Here is an 18,150-nt window from a genome sequence, read left to right on the forward strand (position 1 = left end):
GCGTCGCGCAGCCCCGCTGCCGGTTGCGGCGTTACTGCTGCGTCATTGCTGTGCTTTCGCCCCGTAGCGCTTCTGCCAGGTCTCGAGGATCGACTGGCGGTTCTTCGCGGACCACACGAAGTCGTTCTTCACGAGCAGGTCCGCATAGTTGTCGGGGATGCCGGCCAGCTTGCGCGCGACGCCCGGGTACGCGACGATCGCCCACCAGCGTGCGGTGATCTGGTTCGCGTCCTTGCTCGCCATGAAGTCCGCGAGCTTCTTCGCGGCGTCCGGCTGCCGGGTCGTCTTCATGATCGCCGTGCCTTCCATGTCCCAGCCGAGCCCTTCCTTCGGGAACACGAGGTCGATCGGCGCGCCCTGCGCCTGCAGTTCGTGGCCGCGGAACTCGAACGAGATGCCGATCGGGAATTCGCCGGTGCCGGCGAGCGTGCATGGCTTCGAGCCCGAGTGCACGTACTGCGCGACGTTCTTGTCGAGCGCGTCCATGAACTTCCACCCCTTGTCGTCGCCGAAGGTCTGCAGCCACGCGGTCACGTCGAGGTAGCCGGTGCCCGACGACACCGGGCTCGGCATCACGATTGCGCCCTTGTAGACCGGCTTCGTCAGGTCTTCCCACGACGTCGGTTTCGGGATGTTCTTCGCCTGCGCGGCGACGCGGTTGTAGCAGATCGTCGCGCCCCACACGTCCATGCCGACCCAGTGCGGCGGCGTGTTCGCGTCGCTGTACTTGCGCGTGAGCTGGTCGAAGCCCTTCGGCGAATACGGCATCAGCATTCCCTGCAGGTCGAGCAGCGTCAGGCTCGAGGCGGCGAGGCCGAGCACGACGTCCGCGCGCGGGTTGTTCTTCTCCGCGAGCAGCTTCGCGGTGACCGAGCCGGTCGAGTCGCGCACCCAGCGGATCTCGATGTCCGGGTTCGCCTTCTCGAACGCGTCCTTGTAGGGCTTCATCGCCTCGTCTTCCAGCGCGGTATAGACGAGCAGCGACGTCTTCGCGTGCGCCGCCTGCGCGGCCCCGAGCGCCACCGCGGCGGCCAGCGCGACGCGGGCCGCGCCCGTCGCCCATCCATTCAAACGCTTGTGTACCGGCACTTCGTTCATCTTCAGACCCCTTGACTGTGGCGCCGCGGCACGCGGCGGATGAGTGGAGACCAGCCCTCTTCGTGCTTCCTCGTGCTTTCGTATTTTGCTTTCTGTTCTCTGCATGTTGTTGACAATCTACAAATCATCAATTTTAATGTCAAGCATGGAAAACACCCCCATCGGCGCGGCGCGGGCGCCGACGACTCAACCCCTCTTCGAACCGAAAGGAATGAACGTCATGACTGAAACGCCTGTATCCGTGGAAGTGAACGGCCGTCGCTACAACTGGATGAGCCGCCCCGTGGTGGTGGTCTGCGTCGATGGCTGCGCCTATGAATATCTCGAGATGGCGGCCGAGGCCGGCGTCGCGCCGTTCCTGCGCACGCTGCTGAAGCCGGGCACGGCGCTCAAGGGCGAGTGCGTGGTGCCGAGCTTCACGAACCCGAACAACCTGTCGATTGTTACCGGCGTGCCGCCGGCGATCCACGGGATAAGCGGCAACTACTTCTACGATCGCGACACCGGCGCCGAGGTGCTGATGAACGATCCGAAGTACCTCGTCGCGCCCACCGTGCTCGCCACCTTCGCCGAGCGGGGCGCGCGCGTCGCGGTCGTCACCGCGAAGGACAAGCTGCGCCGCCTGCTCGGCAAGGGGCTCAAGGGCATCTGCTTCTCGTCGGAGAAGGCCGACGAGGCGAGCCTCCCGGAAAACGGCATCGACAACGTGCTCGAGCTGGTCGGCAAGCCGGTGCCGAGCGTGTACAGCGCCGACCTGTCGGAATTCGTGTTCGCGGCCGGCGTGCGCCTGCTCGAGACGCGACCGATCGACCTGATGTACCTGTCGACGACCGACTACGTGCAGCACAAGTGCGCGCCCGGCACCGACGGCGCGAACGCGTTCTACCAGATGATGGACACGTATCTGAAGCGGCTCGACGAGCTCGGCGCGATCGTCGCGATCACGGCCGACCACGGGATGAACGCGAAGCACGACGGCGAGACCGGCGAGCCGAACGTGATCTACCTGCAGGAGCTGTTCGACGCGTGGCTCGGCCACGACGCGGCGCGCGTGATCCTGCCGATCACCGACCCGTACGTCGTGCATCACGGTGCGCTCGGCTCGTTCGCGACCGTCTACGTGCCGGATTCCGCCCAGGTCGACGCGCTGCGTGCGCGGCTCGCCGCGGTGGACGGGATCGAGGTCGTGCTGACGGGCGCCGAAGGCTGCGCGCGCTTCGAGCTGCCGCCCGACCGGATGGGCGACCTGATCGTGATCTCGAAGCAGGACGTCGTGCTCGGCACGCGCCGCATCAAGCACGACCTGTCGGGGCTCGACGTGCCGCTGCGCTCGCACGGCGGGATCTCGGAGCAGATCGTGCCGCTGATCTTCAGCAAGCCGGTCGCGACCGCCGTCACGGGCCGCGCGCGGCTGCGCAACTTCGACATCATCGACATCGCGCTCAACCATCTGCAGTGACGCGGCCGCATCCGCCAGGGAGATACTCATGAACGCCATTGCAGCATCGACGGAGGTCCGCGCGCTTCATCGTGAAGCACTGCGAATCGATGGTGAAAGGATCCATCGCGACGCGGTGATCGAGGTGCGCAACCCGTACGACGGCGCGCTCGTCGGCACCGTGCCGAAGGCGACGCTCGACGACGTGCGGCGCGCGTTTGCGGTCGCGCGTGCATACCGGCCGTCGCTCACGCGCCACGAGCGCGCGGCGATCCTGCGCCGCGCGGCCGACATCGTGCGCTCGCGCACCGCCGAGATCGCGGCGCTGATCACGGCCGAGGCCGGGTTGTGTCTGAAGGATTCAACGTATGAAGCCGGGCGCGTCGCCGACGTGCTCACGTTCGGCGCGGGCGAAGTGCTGAAGGACGACGGGCAGATCTTCTCGTGCGATCTGACGCCGCACGGCAAGAAGCGCCGCGTGTACACGCAGCGCGAGCCGCTGCTCGGCGTGATTTCCGCGATCACGCCGTTCAACCATCCGATGAACCAGGTCGCGCACAAGGTCGTGCCGTCGGTCGCGACCAACAACCGGATCGTCGTGAAGCCGTCGGAGAAGGTGCCGCTATCGTGCTACCTGTTCGCGGACATCCTGTATGAAGCCGGCCTGCCGCCGCAGATGCTGCAGGTGCTGACCGGCGACCCGAAGGAAATCGCGGACGAGCTGATCACGAACCCGGCGATCGACCTGATCACGTTTACCGGCGGCGTGTCGATCGGCAAGTCGATCGCGTCGCGGATGGGCTACCGGCGCGCGGTGCTCGAGCTCGGCGGCAACGATCCGATCATCGTGATGGAGGATGCCGATCTCGACGAGGCGAGCACGCTCGCGGTGTCGGGCTCGTACAAGAACTCGGGGCAGCGCTGCACCGCGATCAAGCGGATGCTCGTGCACGAGGCGGTGGCCGATCGCTTCACCGAGCTGGTCGTCGAGAAAACCCGTGCGTGGGCGTACGGGAACCCGGCCGATCCATCGGTCGACATGGGCACGGTGATCGACGAAGCGGCCGCGAAGTTCTGCGAGCAGCAGGTGAACGACGCGATTGCGCGCGGGGCGCGCCTGCTGGTCGGCAACGTGCGCGACGGTGCGCTGTACTCGCCGACCGTCATCGATCGCGTGACGCCCGACATGCCGCTCGTGAAGTACGAGACGTTCGGCCCCGTGTCGCCGATCATGCGCTTTCGCGACATCGACGAGGCGATCCGGATGTCGAACAGCACCGACTATGCGTTGTCGTCATCGGTCTGCACGAACCGCTTCGACAGCATCACGCGCTTCATCACGGAGCTCGAGGTCGGCAGCGTGAACGTGCGCGAGGTGCCGGGCTACCGGCTCGAACTGACGCCGTTCGGCGGCGTGAAGGATTCGGGGCTCGGGTACAAGGAGGGCGTGCAGGAAGCAATGAAGAGCTTCACGAATACGAAGACGTATTCGCTGCCGTGGTAAGCGACGTGTAAGGCGCACGCCGGCTCGAAGGCCGGCGCGCGGAATTTACCTGGGCGGGAGGCGGCCGAGATGGCCGCCAGGCGACGGTCAGTCGTCGTCGCGGTGATGTCGCCAGCCGCGATGCCAGCCGTTGTCATGCCGGTAGCGGCGGTAGCGATATTCGCCGTAGTACGGGCCGTAATAGGCGGGTGCCGGCTCGTACACGACCGGCGGCGGCGTGTAGTAGACAGGCGGCGGCGCCTCGATTACCGGCCCCGGCACGCCGAAGTACACACCGACGTCGGCGTGCGCGAATGCGCTTGCCGACAGGCAGGCGGCCGCGAGGCCGACGGCACTGGAGAACAGGATGCGTTTCATTTGCCGTTCACTCCGTTCGCGGGGGCAAGGCCCGCGAGCAACAGGATTACCTGCCTTCATGGTACGTAGCGCATGCCGAGCGGGTGATACCGCGGTGTCGCTTCTGTAACCGCCGGTAACGAATCGTCGGACCATTGCCGGGCTGCATCGCGACGGATTTCATCTGAGGGATAAGGGGGCTGGTCGGCGCGTTATTCGTCGCGCTCATATCGTTAGCCGATTTGCGTTTTTGCCGGGCCTCGACGCATCGGTAGAATTCGCGGACCTCTCGAGCGGCGCAGGCGCGCCGGCGGGATGATTCTCTCCAATCATTCGGGGTCCGCACCATGAAATTCCTCCGCTCCATCCTGGTCGTCGCGCTGCTGCAGGCCGTCGCGGCCACCAGCGCGCTGGCTGCCGACGACCTGTCGCAGATCAAGTCGTCCGGCGTGTTCCGCGTCGGCACCGAAGGCACCTACGCGCCGTTCACGTATCACGACGAGACCGGCAAGCTGACAGGCTTCGACGTCGACATCGCGACCGCGATCGCGCATCGTCTCGGCGTGAAGCTGCAGTTCGTCGAAGGCAAGTGGGACGGGCTGATCGCGGGCCTCGACGTGAACCGCTACGACGCGGTCGTCAACGAAGTGTCGATCACCGACGCGCGCAAGGCGAAATACGATTTCTCGACGCCGTACATCACGTCGCACGCGGTGCTGATCGTGCGCGCGGACAACACGACGATCCGCTCGTTCGACGACCTGAAGGGCAAGAAATCCGCGAACACGCTGACCAGCAATTTCGGCAAGCTCGCGGCCGCGCACGGCGCGGACGTGGTGCCGGTGCAGGGCTTCAACGAATCGATCGACCTGCTGACGTCCGGCCGCGTCGATGCAACGATCAACGATTCGCTGTCGTACCTCGATTTCCGCAAGCACAAACCCGACGCGAAACTGAAGATCGCGGCGACCGACACGAGCGGCGCGGGCGACGCGTCGGGCGTGCTGCTGCGCAAGGGCAGCCCCGCGCTGATGGCGGCGATCGACAAGGCGCTGGCGGACATCAAGGCGGACGGCACCTACGCGAAGATCTCGCAGAAGTACTTCGGCCGCGACGTGTCGCAGCCGTGACGCGAGGCTGAACGATGCCGGCCTGGCTGCACCTGATGGTGGAATCGTTGCGCCCCCTGCTGGTCGCAGGGCTCGTGTTTACGGTCCCGCTCACGCTCGCGTCGTTCGCGATCGGCCTGTTGCTCGCGTTCGGCGCGGCGCTCGTGCGGCTGTTCGGGCCGCGCTGGGCGCAGGCCGTCGTGCGGTTCTATATCTGGCTGTTCCGCGGCTCGCCGCTGCTCGTGCAGTTGTTCGTGATCTTCTACGGATTGCCGAACGTCGGCATCGTGCTCGATCCGCTGACGGCCGCCGTGATCGGCTTCTCGCTGAACGTCGGCGCGTACAACGCGGAAGTGATTCGCGGCGTGATCGAGTCGATCCCGAAGGGGCAGTGGGAAGCCGCGTACTCGATGGCGATGACGCGCGCGCAGGCGCTGCGCCGCGCGATCCTGCCGCAGGCCGCGCGCGTCGCGCTGCCCGCGCTGTCGAATTCATTCATTTCGCTCGTGAAGGACACGTCGCTCGCGGCCGTGTTGACCGTGCCCGAGATCTTCCAGGCCGCGCAACGCATCGCGGCCGTGACCTACGAGCCGCTGATCCTCTATACCGAAGCCGCGCTGATCTATCTGCTGTTCAGCTCGGTGCTGTCGTCGCTGCAACGCCGGCTGGAGCTTCGCTTCGGCCGCCACGCGCTGTTCCAGGCGGAGTTGCGATGATCCGACTCGAACGCATCGACAAGTCGTTCGGCTCGCATCGCGTGCTGAGCGGGATCGACCTCGCGTTGCAGCCGGGTAGCGTGACCGCATTGATTGGCCCGTCCGGCAGCGGCAAGAGCACGCTGCTGCGCTGCGTGAACCTGCTCGAGGTGCCGGAGGCGGGTACGCTTGCAGTCGGCGATGCGCGCATCGACTTCGTGCCGGCGCGTCGGCCGTCGCGCGACGCAGTGTTCGCGGTGCGCAAGCAGACCGGTATGGTGTTCCAGAACTTCCAGTTGTTTCCGCACCTGAGCGTCGTGCAGAACGTGATGGAGGGGCTCGTGACCGTGCAGCGTTGGCCGCGCGAGCGGGCGCGCCAGCGGGCGCTTGCGCTGCTCGACAAGGTCGGCATCGCGGACAAGGCCGACGCATGGCCGGCCACGCTGTCGGGCGGACAGCAGCAGCGCGTGGCGATCGCGCGGGCGCTCGCGCCGTCTCCCCAAGTGCTGCTGTGCGACGAGCCGACGTCGGCACTCGATCCGGAGCTGTCCGTCGAAGTGGTCGAGGTGCTGCGCCAGCTCGCGCGCGAAGGCACGACGATGCTGATGGCCACGCACGACCTGCGCCTGGCCGCGTCGATCGCGCACGATGCGGTGTTCCTCGCCGACGGCCGCATCGTCGAAGCCGGCTCATCGCGCGACGTGTTCGGCCGGCCGCGCGACCCGCGCACCGCGAAGTTCGTCGCGACGCTCGCGCAAGGCGCGCCGGTGTTCTGACGCGACACGCGATGCGGTGATGCTCAGCCCGGCGCGTACCCGTCGAGCACGGCGGCGACGATCGCTTCCGGCGCATCTTCCTGAACCAGATGGCCCGCGTGCGGGACCCGGGTCAGCTGACCGTTCGCGATGCGATCGGCAAGCGCCTGCCCCTGTTCGAGCGGAATCCAACCGTCGTCCTCGCCCCATACGATGCGCACCGGAAAGTCCGGCGGCGCGTAGCGGGCCTCCGCTTCCTCGATGTAGCGCTGGCGCATCTGCGCGATTTGCCGATAGAACGCGGCCTGGCCGGCGGGCGTGAGCCATGGCGCGCGGTAGATCGACAGCACGTCGTCGCTCAACGGCTGCGCGACCGCATTGCCGATATAGGCCGACACGAGCGCGTGATGCGCATAGGCCGGCAACCCGGTGAACGCGGCTTCGTGCTGCGCGACATGCCGCACGAACGGCGAGCCCTGCGGCGCGATCGCGACCGGGTTCACGAGCGTCAGGTCCGAATACGCGATGCCGTCGAGGAAATGCGCGCGCAGCACCGTCGCGCCGCCGTAGTCGTGCGCAAGCACGCGCGGGCGCGAAATCTTCCATTCGTCGAGCAGCGCGCCGAACAGCACGTTCTGCCGGCCGAGCGACACGTCCGCGTCGGGCATGTCCGACTGGCCGTAGCCGAGCAGGTCGTAGAAGAACACGCGATGGCGCCGCGCGAGCCATGGCGCGATCCGGCGCCATACCTGCGATGAAAACGGCGTGCCGTGCACGAGCACGAGCGGCGGCCCTTCGCCGAGCGAGCCCCAGGCGATCCGGTGACCTTCGAAAATGAAGCGATTGGCGAGATCGAGCATCGGTACCTCCGTGCTAACCTGTATTGGTTGTTAACAGGTTACGCCGGTTCGTCCGGATATGAAACCGATAGGTGCAAATAAATGGTTACTCGATACGAGCCTGCGCGACAGGCGCACGCATGGCGCGCGGCTGATTTCGTCGGCGGCCATCCGGCGCTCGACTTCCTGAACACGGTGGCCGACACGGGCAAGACGCGCGACGAGGACAAGCTCGTCGACTGGCCGGCCGTCCGCGCGTGGGCCGGGAAGTCCGGGTTGCTGGCGGCGGCCGATCTGACGCGGTTCCTGCGTCATCCCCGGCAGGACGGCGCCGACGAACTGGCTGCGCTGCACGGCTTTCGCGAGGATGCGTATGCGGCGCTCGCGCACCTGACGGCCGGCGACGGCGGCAGCGCCGGCGCGCGAGCGGCGGACCGGCTCGCCGTGGCGATTCGCGAGGCGATTGGGCGCAGCACGTTCGACGCCGTCGATGGCCGCTTCGCGTGGCGCCCCGATGCGCGCGCCGCGTCGCGCTGGATCGACGCGGCCGCGCTTGGGTTCGAGCATCTGCTGCGCGGTGACGACTTCGCGCGTGTGCGGCAGTGCGGCCGCTGTACGTGGTTCTTCGTCGATCGCGGCCGCGGCGTCGGGCGACGCTGGTGCGACATGCGTACGTGCGGGAACCGCGCGAAGGTGGAGGCGTTCAGGGAGCGGTGAGATAGGGGCCGCGGTGTCGCCGGCCCGGTTCGTCGTTCGTCATTCAGCGATTTCGTGCGGCCGATGCTCGGGCCACAGGGTGCCGGCAACGAACAACCCTGCTGCCAGGAATGGCGTGCCGATCGCGAACAGGATCGCCGTGAGCGCCCACCGGTCCCAGAACCGGTCGACGACCGCGCGCTCGGGCGTGACGGGGTCGTACAGCACGTTGACGATCTCGCCTTCGTACAGCCCGGGATTAGATGACGCCGAGCCTTGCGCGAACGTGACCTGACGGCCGCTGTCGGTCGTGAACGCGACGCTCACCGAGTAGAGCGACGTGCGGGCGGGGGGCGAGTGGGCCGCTTCGGCGATCTCGACGACATGGCCGATCGAGCGCGCGTAATGGCGGTCGATCTGCCACTGGCGCAACCCGACAGCGCCGGCGCCGACCAGGAAACCGGTGCCGATCGCGATCGGGATCAGCACGATCGCGAAGTTCCAGCGGCGCCGGATCGTCTTGCGGTCGGCCGGTGCGGAAAGCGCGTCGGCTTGCCGGTTGCGGCGCTCGTTCACGTACAGCAGGCTGCCGATCGCAAGCGACGCGAGCGCGAGCAGGGTGGGTACCGCGACGGGAAACCAGCGTTGCTCGAAATCGTCGATCAGCGCGGGACGGTTCGGATGGTCCGGGTCGACCAGGACGTCGACGCTTTCGCCGATGTCGTAAGCCGGGACCATCGATGCGGTATTGCCGGCGACTTCGCGGCGCCGCCCGTCGTTCGCGAGATAGGCGACGATCGGGCGGTATGCACGCATCGCGTCGCTGTCCTGCACGATGCGCACGACCGTGCCCGGCGCGCGGACCAGATGGCCGGCCGCGCCGCCCGCGATGACGGCGAGCGCGGCCGCGACCACGAGCAGCGCAATACCGAGCGCGAACGCGACGAGTGCGTCCTTACGCAGCATGACCGGATCCGCTGCGTGCGTCGTGCGATGCGTCCGGATGCGATCGGGTGGAGGGCGCGACTCGACGTGCGCACCGATATCGGCGTGACCATGCCCTCTGAATGGTCGCGTCTCGCTCACATGATTCCATGTTCGACGTCCCATGCTCTCTCAGTGCCGGTGGCGATACGGCGATCACCATGCCGGTCGTGTGATATTTGTCGGACGATTCTAGCGGGAAAGCGCGGGAGCGGGGCATGTATGTATGCGCATGCCGTGACGCGGGGGAGCCGGGCGGCGCCGGAAATGGAAAAAGCCCGGTTAGCTTTCGCTAACCGGGCTTCGGAATTCCTGGTGGGGCGTGAGTGACTCGAACACTCGACCTACGGATTAAGAGTCCGCTGCTCTACCAACTGAGCTAACGCCCCCAACAGAAGAAAGATTATGCACGGGTATTTCGGTCTTTGCAACACCTTTCTGCAAATTTCCTGAAAATATTTCGTCACTCCGACCGCGGCCGTCGGCGCGGTGGCGAGCCATCGCAGTTGGCGCGCTCCCGGTATGATGACGTCCACACCTGTTGCGCGGCGGTCGCGCAACGTTTTCTGGACATTCGAAGATGGACGAAAACGCAGTCCGCGAATTGCTGGATCGCCTGCTGGCCCCGTGGGTCCGCTCGCTCGGTCTGGTCCCCGTATCGATCGGCGACGACAGCGTGACGATGCGCCTGCCGTTTTCCGGTGAATTCCGTCATTCGGGCGGCATCATCTGCGGCCAGGTGTTCACGGCCGCCGCCGACACCGCGATGGTGGTCGCGATCTCGGTCGCGCTCGGCGAATTCCGGCCGATGACGACCGTCTCGCTGAACACGAACTTCATGCGTCCGGTGCGCAAGGGCGACGTGCTTGTCACCGCGCGCGTGCTGCGGATGGGCCGCAACCTGGTATTCGGCGAAGTCGAACTGTTCGACGAGGACGGCAAGATGGCCGTTCACGCGACGTCGACCTACGCGCTCGTCAGCTGAGCGGCGCGATGTTCGACCAGATCGTCTTCGCGGGAGGAGGCAATCGCTGCTGGTGGCAGGCCGGCTTCTGGGATGTCGCGCAGCCGGCGCTCGGCTTGCGCCCGCGCGTGATCGCCGGCATCTCGGCCGGCGCGGCGACCGCCTGCATGCTGTATACGCGCGACGCCGCATGGGTGATGCGCTATTACGAGGAAGCGCTGCGCCACAATCGCAAGAACGCGTACTGGGGCAACCTGTTCGGGCGCGAGCCCGTGTTTCCGCATTACCGGATCTACCGCCAGGCGCTGCTCGACATCTACGGAGAGCCGTTCGCGCAACTCGCCGACGCGCCGGAGATCCGCATCGGCGTGTCGCACGTGCCGCGCTGGCTCGGCGCGCGCAGCGCGGTCGCCGCGGGCCTCGTTGCGTACAACATCGAAAAGTACGTGCGCAAGACGCTGCACCCGACGCTCGGGCGCACGCTCGGCTTCCGGCCCGAATTCGTGCGTGCGCAGGCCTGCACGAGCGTCGACGAACTCGCCGATCTGATCCTGCAGTCGTCGTGCACACCGCCGTTCACGCCAGTGCTGCGTCGCGGCGGCCGGCCGGTGCTCGACGGCGGCATGGTCGACAACGTGCCGGTCGGCGCGCTCGACCCCTCGCCGGGCGACGTGCTGGTGCTCGTCACGCGGCTGTATCCGCGCCCGCAGATGTTTACGGTCGCGCACGGCGAGCAGCGGCGGCTCTATGTACAACCGTCGCGCAAGGTGCCGATTTCGAGCTGGGATTACACGAGTCCGTCGCAGATGCGGCATGCGTACGACCTCGGGCGGCGCGACGGCGAGCATTTCCTCACGCGCGTCGACGCGATGACCGGCGGCCGCGTGGCCGCCTGAAGGCGGGAATGGAGAAACGGGGCCGCGCGGCGAGCGCGGCCCGCGCCGGTCAGCGCACGCGGCGCGGCGTCAGCGCTTCCGGGTTGACCACGCTCGACATGTCGCCCTGGTCGAACGCGAGGATGTTCCGGAACGCCGCGCTGAAATAGAGCTCATAGCTTTCGCGTTCGACGTAGCCGATGTGCGGCGTGCAGATCACGTTTTCCATCCGCAGCAGGCTGTAGCCCTGCAGGATCGGCTCGCTTTCGAACACGTCGATCGCGACCATCCCCGGACGGTTGTGCGACAGCGCGTTCACGAGCGCGTTTTCCTCCAGCAGCTCCGCGCGGCTCGTGTTGACGAGCAGCGACGTTGGCTTCATCCGCATCAGGTCTTCCTGCTTGACGATCCCGCGTGTGTCGTCGTGCATGCGCAAGTGCAGCGACAGCACGTCGCTCTGCTCGAACAGCGCTTCGCGGCTCTCGGCGGCCGTGTAGCCGTCGGCGCGCGCGGCCTCGAGTGAATGCTCGCGGCCCCAGATCAGCACGTTCATCCCGAACGCCTTGCCATAGCCGGCGACCAGCCGGCCGATCTTGCCGTAGCCCCAGATGCCGAGCGTCTGGCCGCGCAGCACCTGGCCCAGGCCGAAGTTCGGCGGCATGGCCGACGTCTTCAGGCCCGACTGCTGCCACGCACCCTGCTTCAGGTTCGCGACGTATTGCGGAATGCGGCGCTGGGCGGCCATCACGAGTGCCCAGGTCAGTTCGGCCGGCGCGACCGGCGAACCCGCGCCCTCGAGCACCGCGATGCCGCGGTCGGTACACGCTTCGAGGTCGATGTGGCTCGAGATCCGGCCGGTCTGGCTGATCATGCGCAGGTTCGGCAGCTTGGCGAGCAGTTGCGACGAAATCGGCGTGCGCTCGCGAATCAGCACGAGCGCCTCGACTTCCGCGAGACGGCTCGCGAGCTGCCCCAGGCCGCGCACCGTGTTGTTGAAGACCTTCACGTCGTGCTCGGCGAGCATCTCGAAGCAGTTCAGCTTGCGGACGGCGTCCTGGTAGTCGTCGAGGATGGCAATTTTCATGATCAGCGGGAGTCGCGCGTTGGAAGCGGCGGCGGTGGCGGCGGCGCACGTCGCGCACCCGTCCGCCCGGCCGGGGCCGACATGATGCTACGTCGGTGTCCGTCGTGGTGTCTTTTTAACAGGTTGTTACGCTCCGCCGCAATCGTGGCGGCCTGACCCGGCGCCGCTTTCGCGCGGGAGGCGGGGTGCGCTGATGTGTCGCATCAAATACGTCCTTTCTGATTCGAACGTTTACGCGACGAGGTTCACCCAATTGTTGCTTCGATCAGAATAATTGGATCATCCGTTCGCGATGAGTGAGGATTTTTGACTATTTTTATCGTCAACCCGGGCCTTGTTGAGCAACTCTGCATCATTTCCGTTGTCGTAGGAGAATTACGCATAGGCTTCAACTTTTTGAAGTTGTAACAGCGGCAGGAGTCGTTTATGGATCATTTGCAGTCGATGCGCGTGTTCGTCAAGGTTGCAGATCTCGGCAGTTTTGCGCGGGCCGCGAGTGCAATGGATATCTCCAACGCAGTCGCGACGCGTCACGTCGCCGATCTGGAGGGCCGGCTTGGCACGCGGTTGCTGAACCGCACCACGCGCAGCCTTTCGCTGACGGAGTCGGGCCAGGTCTATCTGGAGCGGGCGCGCCAGATTCTCGATGAGCTCGAGGATGTCGAACAGATGGTCGTCGCGCGCAATCACGAGCCGGTCGGCACGTTGCGCATCGTCGCGCCGGTCGTGTTCGGCCTGCATAACCTTGCCCCCGTGCTGCAGTCGTACACGGAAAATTTCCCGAAAGTGGTGCCGGATCTGACGCTGGTCGACCGCCAGGTCGATCTCGTCGAGGAAGGTTTCGACGTCGGCATCGTCGTCACGCGCCAGATGCGCAGCGCGAGCATCGTCACGCGGCGGCTGACCACGGGCTGCATGACCGTGTGCGCGACGCCGAGCTACCTGGAAAAGCATGGCGTGCCGACTCATCCGGAACAACTCGCCGAGCACCCGGCGCTGAGCCTGCCGACCGAATACTGGGGCGACGAGCGGGTGTTCACGGGGCCCGATGGCGAGGTGCGCGTGCGCCCGACCAACGTGATCGTCGCGAACAACACCGCGATGCTGCGCCAGTTCGCGTTGCTCGGGATGGGCGTCGCGATCCTGCCGAGCTACCTGATCGGCGGCGACATCGCGCGCGGCGCGCTGGTGCGGTTGCTGCCGGATTTCCGGCTGCCGCAGGTCGAGATCAACATTGCATACCCGAGCCGGCGCCATCTGCCCGCGAAGGTGCGCACGTTCATCGACCACCTCGTTGAATATTTCAGCCACGCGACCGATGCGGTGATTGGCGAGCAGTGGGCCGCACAGAGTGCGATGCCTGCGCCGATCGGCGTCGAGATGCGTGCCGAGCAGCCCGAATCGACCGACCCGAACCTGCAGCCGCGCCTCGCGCGCTCGGCGCGCCCGCGCGTCGCGGTGCCGTCACCGCTGTAACGGCGCGGCGGCCGCGCATTGACGCGGCCGGCACCAAAAGAAAAACGCGGATCGAGCGATCGATCCGCGTTTTTTTATCGCCGTTTGACCAGCGTGCAATGCACCGGGGGGAGCCCCCCGGCGGCCGGGTCGTTACGAGCCCGTCTTGCGCGCCGTCGTCTTGCGGGCGGCGGTTTTGCGGGCCGGTGCCGGTTTCTCGTCGGCGCCTTCCGTCACGGTTTCGGCATCCTTCGTCGCCGATTTTGCCGTCTTCTTCGCGGCAGCAGCCTTCGGCTCCTTCTTTTCGAACTCGAAACCGATCTTGCCGTCCGGCTGCTTCACGAGGAACGCCTTGAAGTTGCGGCCCGTGCGCGACGACTTGAAGTTCGGCATCAGATCCGTGCGGCCGTCGGCGAGGAGCTTGGCCATCTGCTCGCGCGTGATTTCCTGCTGCAGGATCACCTTGCCCGAGCGGAAGTCGCAGGTCTTCGGATTCGCGACCGAGTGCTCGCACACATAGCTCATCCCGTGCTCGAACACGCGGCCGTTGCATTTCGGGCACGCGCCGACCGGTTCCTGCTCGGAGAAGTCGGGCGCCTCGCCTTCCTCGCCGCCCTGGTCCTGGCCGAAGTCGAACTCGAGCTTGTAGTTCTTCGTTTCATCGTCGAACGAGAGCTTCAGGATCGCCGAGAACGGACGGCCCATCTTGCTGCGGAAACCGGACAGCGGGCCGATGGTCTTCTGCTGCAGCAGTTCCTCGACTTCCGCGATCTCGAACTGCCGGCTGCCCGGAATCTTCGAGATCGAGAACTCGCACTTCGTGCACGCGAAGCGGCGGTAGTTTTCCTTCACCTGGCCGCCGCAGTTCGGGCACGGCGTCTCGAGCGTCGCGTAATCGCCGGGGATCGTGTCGGAATCGTATTCCTTCGCGCGCTTGACGATCTGCTGCGTCATGCGGGCGATTTCCTGCATGAACGCGTCGCGCCCGAGGTTGCCGCGCTCCATCTGCGACAGCTTGTATTCCCATTCGCCGGTGAGCTCGGGCGCGGTCAGTTCCTTCACGCCGAGCCCGCGCAGCAGCGTCATCAGCTGGAATGCCTTCGCGGTCGGGATCAGCTCGCGGCCTTCGCGCACGAGATACTTTTCGCCCAGCAGGCCTTCGATGATCGCCGCGCGCGTTGCCGGCGTGCCGAGGCCCTTCGCGGCCATCGCCTCGCGCAGCTCGTCGTCCTCGACGAGCTTGCCGGCGCCTTCCATCGCGGACAGCAGCGTCGCTTCCGAGTAGCGTGCGGGCGGCTTGGTCACGAGCGCCACGGCAGCGATCTCGTCTGTCTTCACCTTCTCGTCCTTCTGCACCGGCACGAGGTTCGCGTCCGCGCCTTCGGCGTCGCGGCCATACACCTGCAGCCAGCCCGGCTCGACGAGCACCTTGCCTTCAGTCTTGAAGTGATGGCCGGCGACTTCGGTGATTCGCGTCGTGACACGGAATTCGGCCGCCGGGAAGAACACCGCGAGGAAGCGCTTCACGACCATGTCGTACAGCTTCTGCTCCGGCTCGGACAGCGACTTCGGCGCCTGCAGCGTCGGGATGATGGCGAAGTGGTCGCTGATCTTCGAGTTGTCGAAGATCCGCTTGTTCGGCTTCACCCAGCCCTGGTCGAGCACCCGCTTCGCATGCGGCAGGTAGTTGTGGCTCTCCTTGAGCATCTCGAGCGTGGACTGCACCGTCGAAATGTAGTCTTCCGGCAGCGCGCGCGCGTCGGTACGCGGGTACGTCAGCACCTTGTGCTTTTCATACAGCGCCTGCGCGAGACCGAGGGTGTTTTTCGCGGAGAAGCCGAAGCGGCTGTTCGCCTCGCGCTGCAGGCTCGTCAGGTCGAACAGCAGCGGCGACAGCTGGGTCGACGGCTTCGATTCCTCGGACACCGTGCCGATCTGGTCGCGGCATGCGGCGACGATGGTTTCGGCGGCCGGCAGGCTCCACAGGCGGGAGTCGCGCCTTTCCGGATCGAACTCGTCCCGCTTGAATTTCGGGTCGTACCACTTGCCTTCGTAGAAGCCGCCCGCGCATGCGAACGCGGCCTTCACTTCCCAGTAGTCGCGCGGGATGAAGCGGCGGATTTTCTCTTCACGTTCGACGACGATCGACAGCGTTGGCGTCTGAACGCGGCCGACGGTCGTCAGGAAGAAGCCGCCGCCCTTGCTGTTGAATGCGGTCATCGCGCGGGTGCCGTTGATCCCGACGAGCCAGTCGGCTTCCGAGCGGCAGCGGGCGGCGTCGGCGAGCGGCTGCATGTCGGTGTCGCTGCGCAGGTGCGCGAAACCGTCGCGAATCGCCTGCGGCGTCATCGACTGCAGCCAAAGGCGTTGGACCGGCTGCTTCGCCTTCGCATGCTGCACGATCAGGCGGAAAATCAGTTCGCCCTCGCGCCCCGCGTCACATGCGTTGATCAGGCGGTCGACGTCCTTGCGCTTCATCAGCTTGGTAAGGACCTTCAGGCGCGATTCGCTTTTTGCGATCGGGTTGAGGTCGAAATGCGGGGGGATGACGGGCAGATGAGCGAAGCTCCATTTGCCGCGCTTGACCTCGTACTCTTCCGGGGCGGCGATTTCCAGCAGGTGGCCGACCGCGGAGGAAAGGACGAATTCGTCGCTTTCGAAGTATTCGTCATGCTTGGTAAAGCCGCCCAAAGCGCGCGCGATGTCGTTCGCGACAGAAGGCTTTTCCGCAATGATCAGAGCTTTGGACATGACAGGTGTGTGTTGGTAGACCGGGTTCGCCGGCGTGGGTCCCTTTTACGACGGCTTTATAGCACACGCCGCGGCGACGGCGGCGCGGCGTGTAAAAAGCGGCTCATCATAGAGGGGGGGCGCAATGGCGGCAAGCGCCCAGCCCGACGGCACGCGCAACGTCGCGGGAAGCCGCCTGGCCGGTGTGCGATTTACGCCTCGACGTTCAGGATAGTGCGCAATTTCGGTGCGTGCGGCGCGCCGGGTACCGCGCTCAGGTCGGACAACATCCGTTCGACGATCGCCGCGTGCGGCAGCACCGTGCCGAAGAAGCGCGCGGTGTTCGCGTCTTCGATCAGGATCGTCGGGAAATTCTCGACGTCGAGATCGTCGAGCCGGTCGGCATGGGTTTCGATGTCGATCCACGCGAAGCAGGCGTCGGGATGGGCGTCGGCGAGCTGGTCGAAGGCCGTCCGGTAGTCGCGGCAGGTGCCGCACCACTCGGCGCACAGGCAGGCGACCAGCAGCGTGTCGGGATCGGCGAGGCGCTCGGCGATCCGATCGGCATCGGTGTCGAGATTCAGCGCGGGCATGGAATTCCTTGGGTAACGTCGGCGGCATGGCCGCCCCTATCCAGGGGAATGTAGCATGCCGCACGGGGGCGGGGTGGGCGCCGCGTCAAGCCGCGCGAAGCGTCCGCCGGCCACGCTCGCGACGCGGCCGGCCAGTTCGAGCGCGAGCAGCGCGCGGTGCAGCACGTCGTCGGACAGGCCGCTGTGCTCGGCGAGCCATTCGTAGGTAACGGGGCCGTATCCCAGTGCGGCCAGCACGGATCGTTCGGCTGGGGTATCGGGTGGCGCGCCTTCGATTCCGGCGGACGCGGCGGCCGGAACGGCGGAGCCGGCCTTCTCGGCAGGCTCGCCCGCGCGTTGCGCCACCGTACTGGCTGCTTCGACGTTATCGGGGCTCGAACGCGAATGCGTCTTGGCGTGGATGGCGTGAGCAGCCGGTTCGCCCAGCCCGTATTCCTCGAGCACGTCGAGCGGCGTGGCGGTGAGCTTCGCGCCGTCGCGGATCAGCGCGTGGCAGCCCTGCGCGAGCGGCGCGTGGATCGAGCCAGGCATCGCGAACACGTCGCGGCCCAGCTCGTTTGCGAGCCGTGCGGTGATCAGCGAGCCGGAGCGCGGCGCGGCTTCGATGACGAGCGCGCCGAGCGCGAGTGCGGCGATCAGCCGATTGCGCTGCGGGAAATGCGACGCCCGCGCGGGCGTGCCGAGCGGCCATTCGGACAGGATCGCGCCGCGTGCGGCGATCTCGTGCGCGAGCGTGCGGTGCCGCGCCGGATAGACGAGGTCGGCGCCCGTCGCGATCACCGCGATCGTGCTGGCGCGGCCGTCGAGCCCGCCGCGATGCGCGGCGCCGTCGATGCCGAGCGCGAGGCCCGAGACGATCGCGAGCCCCGCATCGGAAAGCGCATGCGCGAAGCGCGTTGCGTCGGCGAGCCCTTGCGGCGTCGCGTGGCGGCTGCCGACGACGGCGAGCCCCCGTGCGTGCAGCAGGTCGAGCCGGCCCTTTACATATAGCAGCG

At 66.5% G+C, this 18,150-nt stretch carries 17 protein-coding genes and 1 tRNA gene; 9 read left to right on the plus strand and 9 right to left on the minus strand.

Features of this window, described 5'->3' with window-relative positions:
- Positions 1–42: 42 nt before the first annotated feature.
- On the minus strand, positions 43–1,098 hold the full coding sequence (locus F3J14_RS19810; protein WP_166724461.1) for a putative 2-aminoethylphosphonate ABC transporter substrate-binding protein: 1,056 nt from the start codon (positions 1,096–1,098) through the stop codon (positions 43–45).
- Between the two features lie 220 nt (positions 1,099–1,318).
- On the opposite strand from F3J14_RS19810, the gene phnA reads away from it, so the two are divergent.
- Together phnA and phnY are read left to right on the plus strand one after the other, a co-directional pair.
- Positions 1,319–2,557 (plus strand): phosphonoacetate hydrolase, encoded by a 1,239-nt coding sequence (phnA, locus tag F3J14_RS19815; protein WP_166724462.1) that lies wholly within the window; start codon positions 1,319–1,321, stop codon positions 2,555–2,557.
- Between the two features lie 28 nt (positions 2,558–2,585).
- A complete protein-coding gene (phnY, locus tag F3J14_RS19820) occupies positions 2,586–4,040 on the plus strand; it encodes a phosphonoacetaldehyde dehydrogenase (protein WP_166724463.1) in 1,455 nt (484 codons plus the stop codon).
- An 87-nt stretch (positions 4,041–4,127) separates the two neighbouring features.
- Here the strand turns inward: phnY and F3J14_RS19825 are convergent, their stop codons facing one another.
- Positions 4,128–4,397 (minus strand): hypothetical protein, encoded by a 270-nt coding sequence (locus tag F3J14_RS19825; protein WP_166724464.1) that lies wholly within the window; start codon positions 4,395–4,397, stop codon positions 4,128–4,130.
- A 326-nt stretch (positions 4,398–4,723) separates the two neighbouring features.
- Between F3J14_RS19825 and F3J14_RS19830 the strand changes: the two genes are divergently transcribed.
- From F3J14_RS19830 to F3J14_RS19840, 3 genes are read left to right on the plus strand one after another with little or no spacing between them, the layout of a single operon-like run.
- A complete protein-coding gene (locus F3J14_RS19830; protein ID WP_166724465.1) occupies positions 4,724–5,506 on the plus strand; it encodes an amino acid ABC transporter substrate-binding protein in 783 nt (260 codons plus the stop codon).
- A gap of 14 nt (positions 5,507–5,520) precedes the next feature.
- Positions 5,521–6,201: an ABC transporter permease subunit gene (locus tag F3J14_RS19835; protein WP_166724466.1), complete on the plus strand. Its 681-nt coding sequence runs from the start codon at positions 5,521–5,523 to the stop codon at positions 6,199–6,201.
- The gene (locus tag F3J14_RS19840; RefSeq protein ID WP_166724467.1) at positions 6,198–6,956 is read left to right on the plus strand and encodes an amino acid ABC transporter ATP-binding protein; all 759 of its coding nucleotides are present in this window, start codon (positions 6,198–6,200) and stop codon (positions 6,954–6,956) included. The genes F3J14_RS19835 and F3J14_RS19840 overlap by 4 nt, the downstream gene beginning before the upstream one ends.
- A 23-nt stretch (positions 6,957–6,979) precedes the next feature.
- On the opposite strand, the gene F3J14_RS19845 is transcribed toward F3J14_RS19840, so the two are convergent.
- Positions 6,980–7,795 (minus strand): alpha/beta hydrolase, encoded by an 816-nt coding sequence (locus F3J14_RS19845; protein WP_166724468.1) that lies wholly within the window; start codon positions 7,793–7,795, stop codon positions 6,980–6,982.
- A gap of 81 nt (positions 7,796–7,876) precedes the next feature.
- On the opposite strand from F3J14_RS19845, the gene F3J14_RS19850 reads away from it, so the two are divergent.
- The gene (locus F3J14_RS19850; protein WP_166724469.1) at positions 7,877–8,491 is read left to right on the plus strand and encodes a CGNR zinc finger domain-containing protein; all 615 of its coding nucleotides are present in this window, start codon (positions 7,877–7,879) and stop codon (positions 8,489–8,491) included.
- Between the two features lie 39 nt (positions 8,492–8,530).
- Here F3J14_RS19850 and F3J14_RS19855 read toward each other — a convergent pair whose 3' ends face one another.
- Entirely contained in the window at positions 8,531–9,580 is a 1,050-nt protein-coding gene (locus tag F3J14_RS19855) for a DUF3592 domain-containing protein (RefSeq protein WP_166724470.1), read from the minus strand.
- 187 nt (positions 9,581–9,767) lie between these two features.
- A tRNA-Lys gene (locus F3J14_RS19860) sits at positions 9,768–9,843 on the minus strand.
- Between the two features lie 191 nt (positions 9,844–10,034).
- On the opposite strand from F3J14_RS19860, the gene F3J14_RS19865 reads away from it, so the two are divergent.
- Together F3J14_RS19865 and F3J14_RS19870 are read left to right on the plus strand one after the other, a co-directional pair.
- Positions 10,035–10,439, plus strand: coding sequence for a PaaI family thioesterase (locus tag F3J14_RS19865; protein ID WP_040142566.1), 405 nt, complete (start codon positions 10,035–10,037; stop codon positions 10,437–10,439).
- Between the two features lie 8 nt (positions 10,440–10,447).
- Positions 10,448–11,314 carry a patatin-like phospholipase family protein gene (locus tag F3J14_RS19870; RefSeq protein WP_166724471.1) on the plus strand — a complete coding sequence of 289 codons (867 nt, stop codon included), beginning with the start codon at positions 10,448–10,450 and terminating at the stop codon, positions 11,312–11,314.
- Between the two features lie 49 nt (positions 11,315–11,363).
- On the opposite strand, the gene F3J14_RS19875 is transcribed toward F3J14_RS19870, so the two are convergent.
- A complete protein-coding gene (locus tag F3J14_RS19875; protein ID WP_166724472.1) occupies positions 11,364–12,377 on the minus strand; it encodes a D-2-hydroxyacid dehydrogenase family protein in 1,014 nt (337 codons plus the stop codon).
- Between the two features lie 426 nt (positions 12,378–12,803).
- On the opposite strand from F3J14_RS19875, the gene F3J14_RS19880 reads away from it, so the two are divergent.
- The gene (locus F3J14_RS19880; RefSeq protein WP_166724473.1) at positions 12,804–13,853 is read left to right on the plus strand and encodes a LysR family transcriptional regulator; all 1,050 of its coding nucleotides are present in this window, start codon (positions 12,804–12,806) and stop codon (positions 13,851–13,853) included.
- Positions 13,854–13,985: 132 nt separating this feature from the next.
- Here F3J14_RS19880 and F3J14_RS19885 read toward each other — a convergent pair whose 3' ends face one another.
- The 3 genes from F3J14_RS19885 to dprA all read right to left on the minus strand — a co-directional run.
- Entirely contained in the window at positions 13,986–16,583 is a 2,598-nt protein-coding gene (locus tag F3J14_RS19885) for a DNA topoisomerase III (RefSeq protein WP_166724474.1), read from the minus strand.
- A gap of 191 nt (positions 16,584–16,774) precedes the next feature.
- Positions 16,775–17,155, minus strand: coding sequence for a thioredoxin family protein (locus F3J14_RS19890; RefSeq protein WP_166724475.1), 381 nt, complete (start codon positions 17,153–17,155; stop codon positions 16,775–16,777).
- A 36-nt stretch (positions 17,156–17,191) separates the two neighbouring features.
- The coding region (dprA, locus tag F3J14_RS19895; protein WP_166724476.1) for a DNA-processing protein DprA at positions 17,192–18,150 on the minus strand (959 nt) is incomplete at its 5' end.

The organism is Burkholderia sp. Tr-862, from assembly GCF_011753085.1.
In the GTDB taxonomy this organism is placed as follows: domain Bacteria; phylum Pseudomonadota; class Gammaproteobacteria; order Burkholderiales; family Burkholderiaceae; genus Burkholderia; species Burkholderia ambifaria.

Coding starts and splice junctions, on each gene's coding strand:
- F3J14_RS19810 (WP_166724461.1), bottom strand. CDS start 1,098: ATGAACGAAGTGCCGGTACACAAGCGTTTGAATGGATGGGCGACGGGC.
- phnA (WP_166724462.1), top strand. CDS start 1,319: ATGACTGAAACGCCTGTATCCGTGGAAGTGAACGGCCGTCGCTACAAC.
- phnY (WP_166724463.1), top strand. CDS start 2,586: ATGAACGCCATTGCAGCATCGACGGAGGTCCGCGCGCTTCATCGTGAA.
- F3J14_RS19825 (WP_166724464.1), bottom strand. CDS start 4,397: ATGAAACGCATCCTGTTCTCCAGTGCCGTCGGCCTCGCGGCCGCCTGC.
- F3J14_RS19830 (WP_166724465.1), top strand. CDS start 4,724: ATGAAATTCCTCCGCTCCATCCTGGTCGTCGCGCTGCTGCAGGCCGTC.
- F3J14_RS19835 (WP_166724466.1), top strand. CDS start 5,521: ATGCCGGCCTGGCTGCACCTGATGGTGGAATCGTTGCGCCCCCTGCTG.
- F3J14_RS19840 (WP_166724467.1), top strand. CDS start 6,198: ATGATCCGACTCGAACGCATCGACAAGTCGTTCGGCTCGCATCGCGTG.
- F3J14_RS19845 (WP_166724468.1), bottom strand. CDS start 7,795: ATGCTCGATCTCGCCAATCGCTTCATTTTCGAAGGTCACCGGATCGCC.
- F3J14_RS19850 (WP_166724469.1), top strand. CDS start 7,877: ATGGTTACTCGATACGAGCCTGCGCGACAGGCGCACGCATGGCGCGCG.
- F3J14_RS19855 (WP_166724470.1), bottom strand. CDS start 9,580: ATGGGACGTCGAACATGGAATCATGTGAGCGAGACGCGACCATTCAGA.
- F3J14_RS19865 (WP_040142566.1), top strand. CDS start 10,035: ATGGACGAAAACGCAGTCCGCGAATTGCTGGATCGCCTGCTGGCCCCG.
- F3J14_RS19870 (WP_166724471.1), top strand. CDS start 10,448: ATGTTCGACCAGATCGTCTTCGCGGGAGGAGGCAATCGCTGCTGGTGG.
- F3J14_RS19875 (WP_166724472.1), bottom strand. CDS start 12,377: ATGAAAATTGCCATCCTCGACGACTACCAGGACGCCGTCCGCAAGCTG.
- F3J14_RS19880 (WP_166724473.1), top strand. CDS start 12,804: ATGGATCATTTGCAGTCGATGCGCGTGTTCGTCAAGGTTGCAGATCTC.
- F3J14_RS19885 (WP_166724474.1), bottom strand. CDS start 16,583: ATGTCCAAAGCTCTGATCATTGCGGAAAAGCCTTCTGTCGCGAACGAC.
- F3J14_RS19890 (WP_166724475.1), bottom strand. CDS start 17,155: ATGCCCGCGCTGAATCTCGACACCGATGCCGATCGGATCGCCGAGCGC.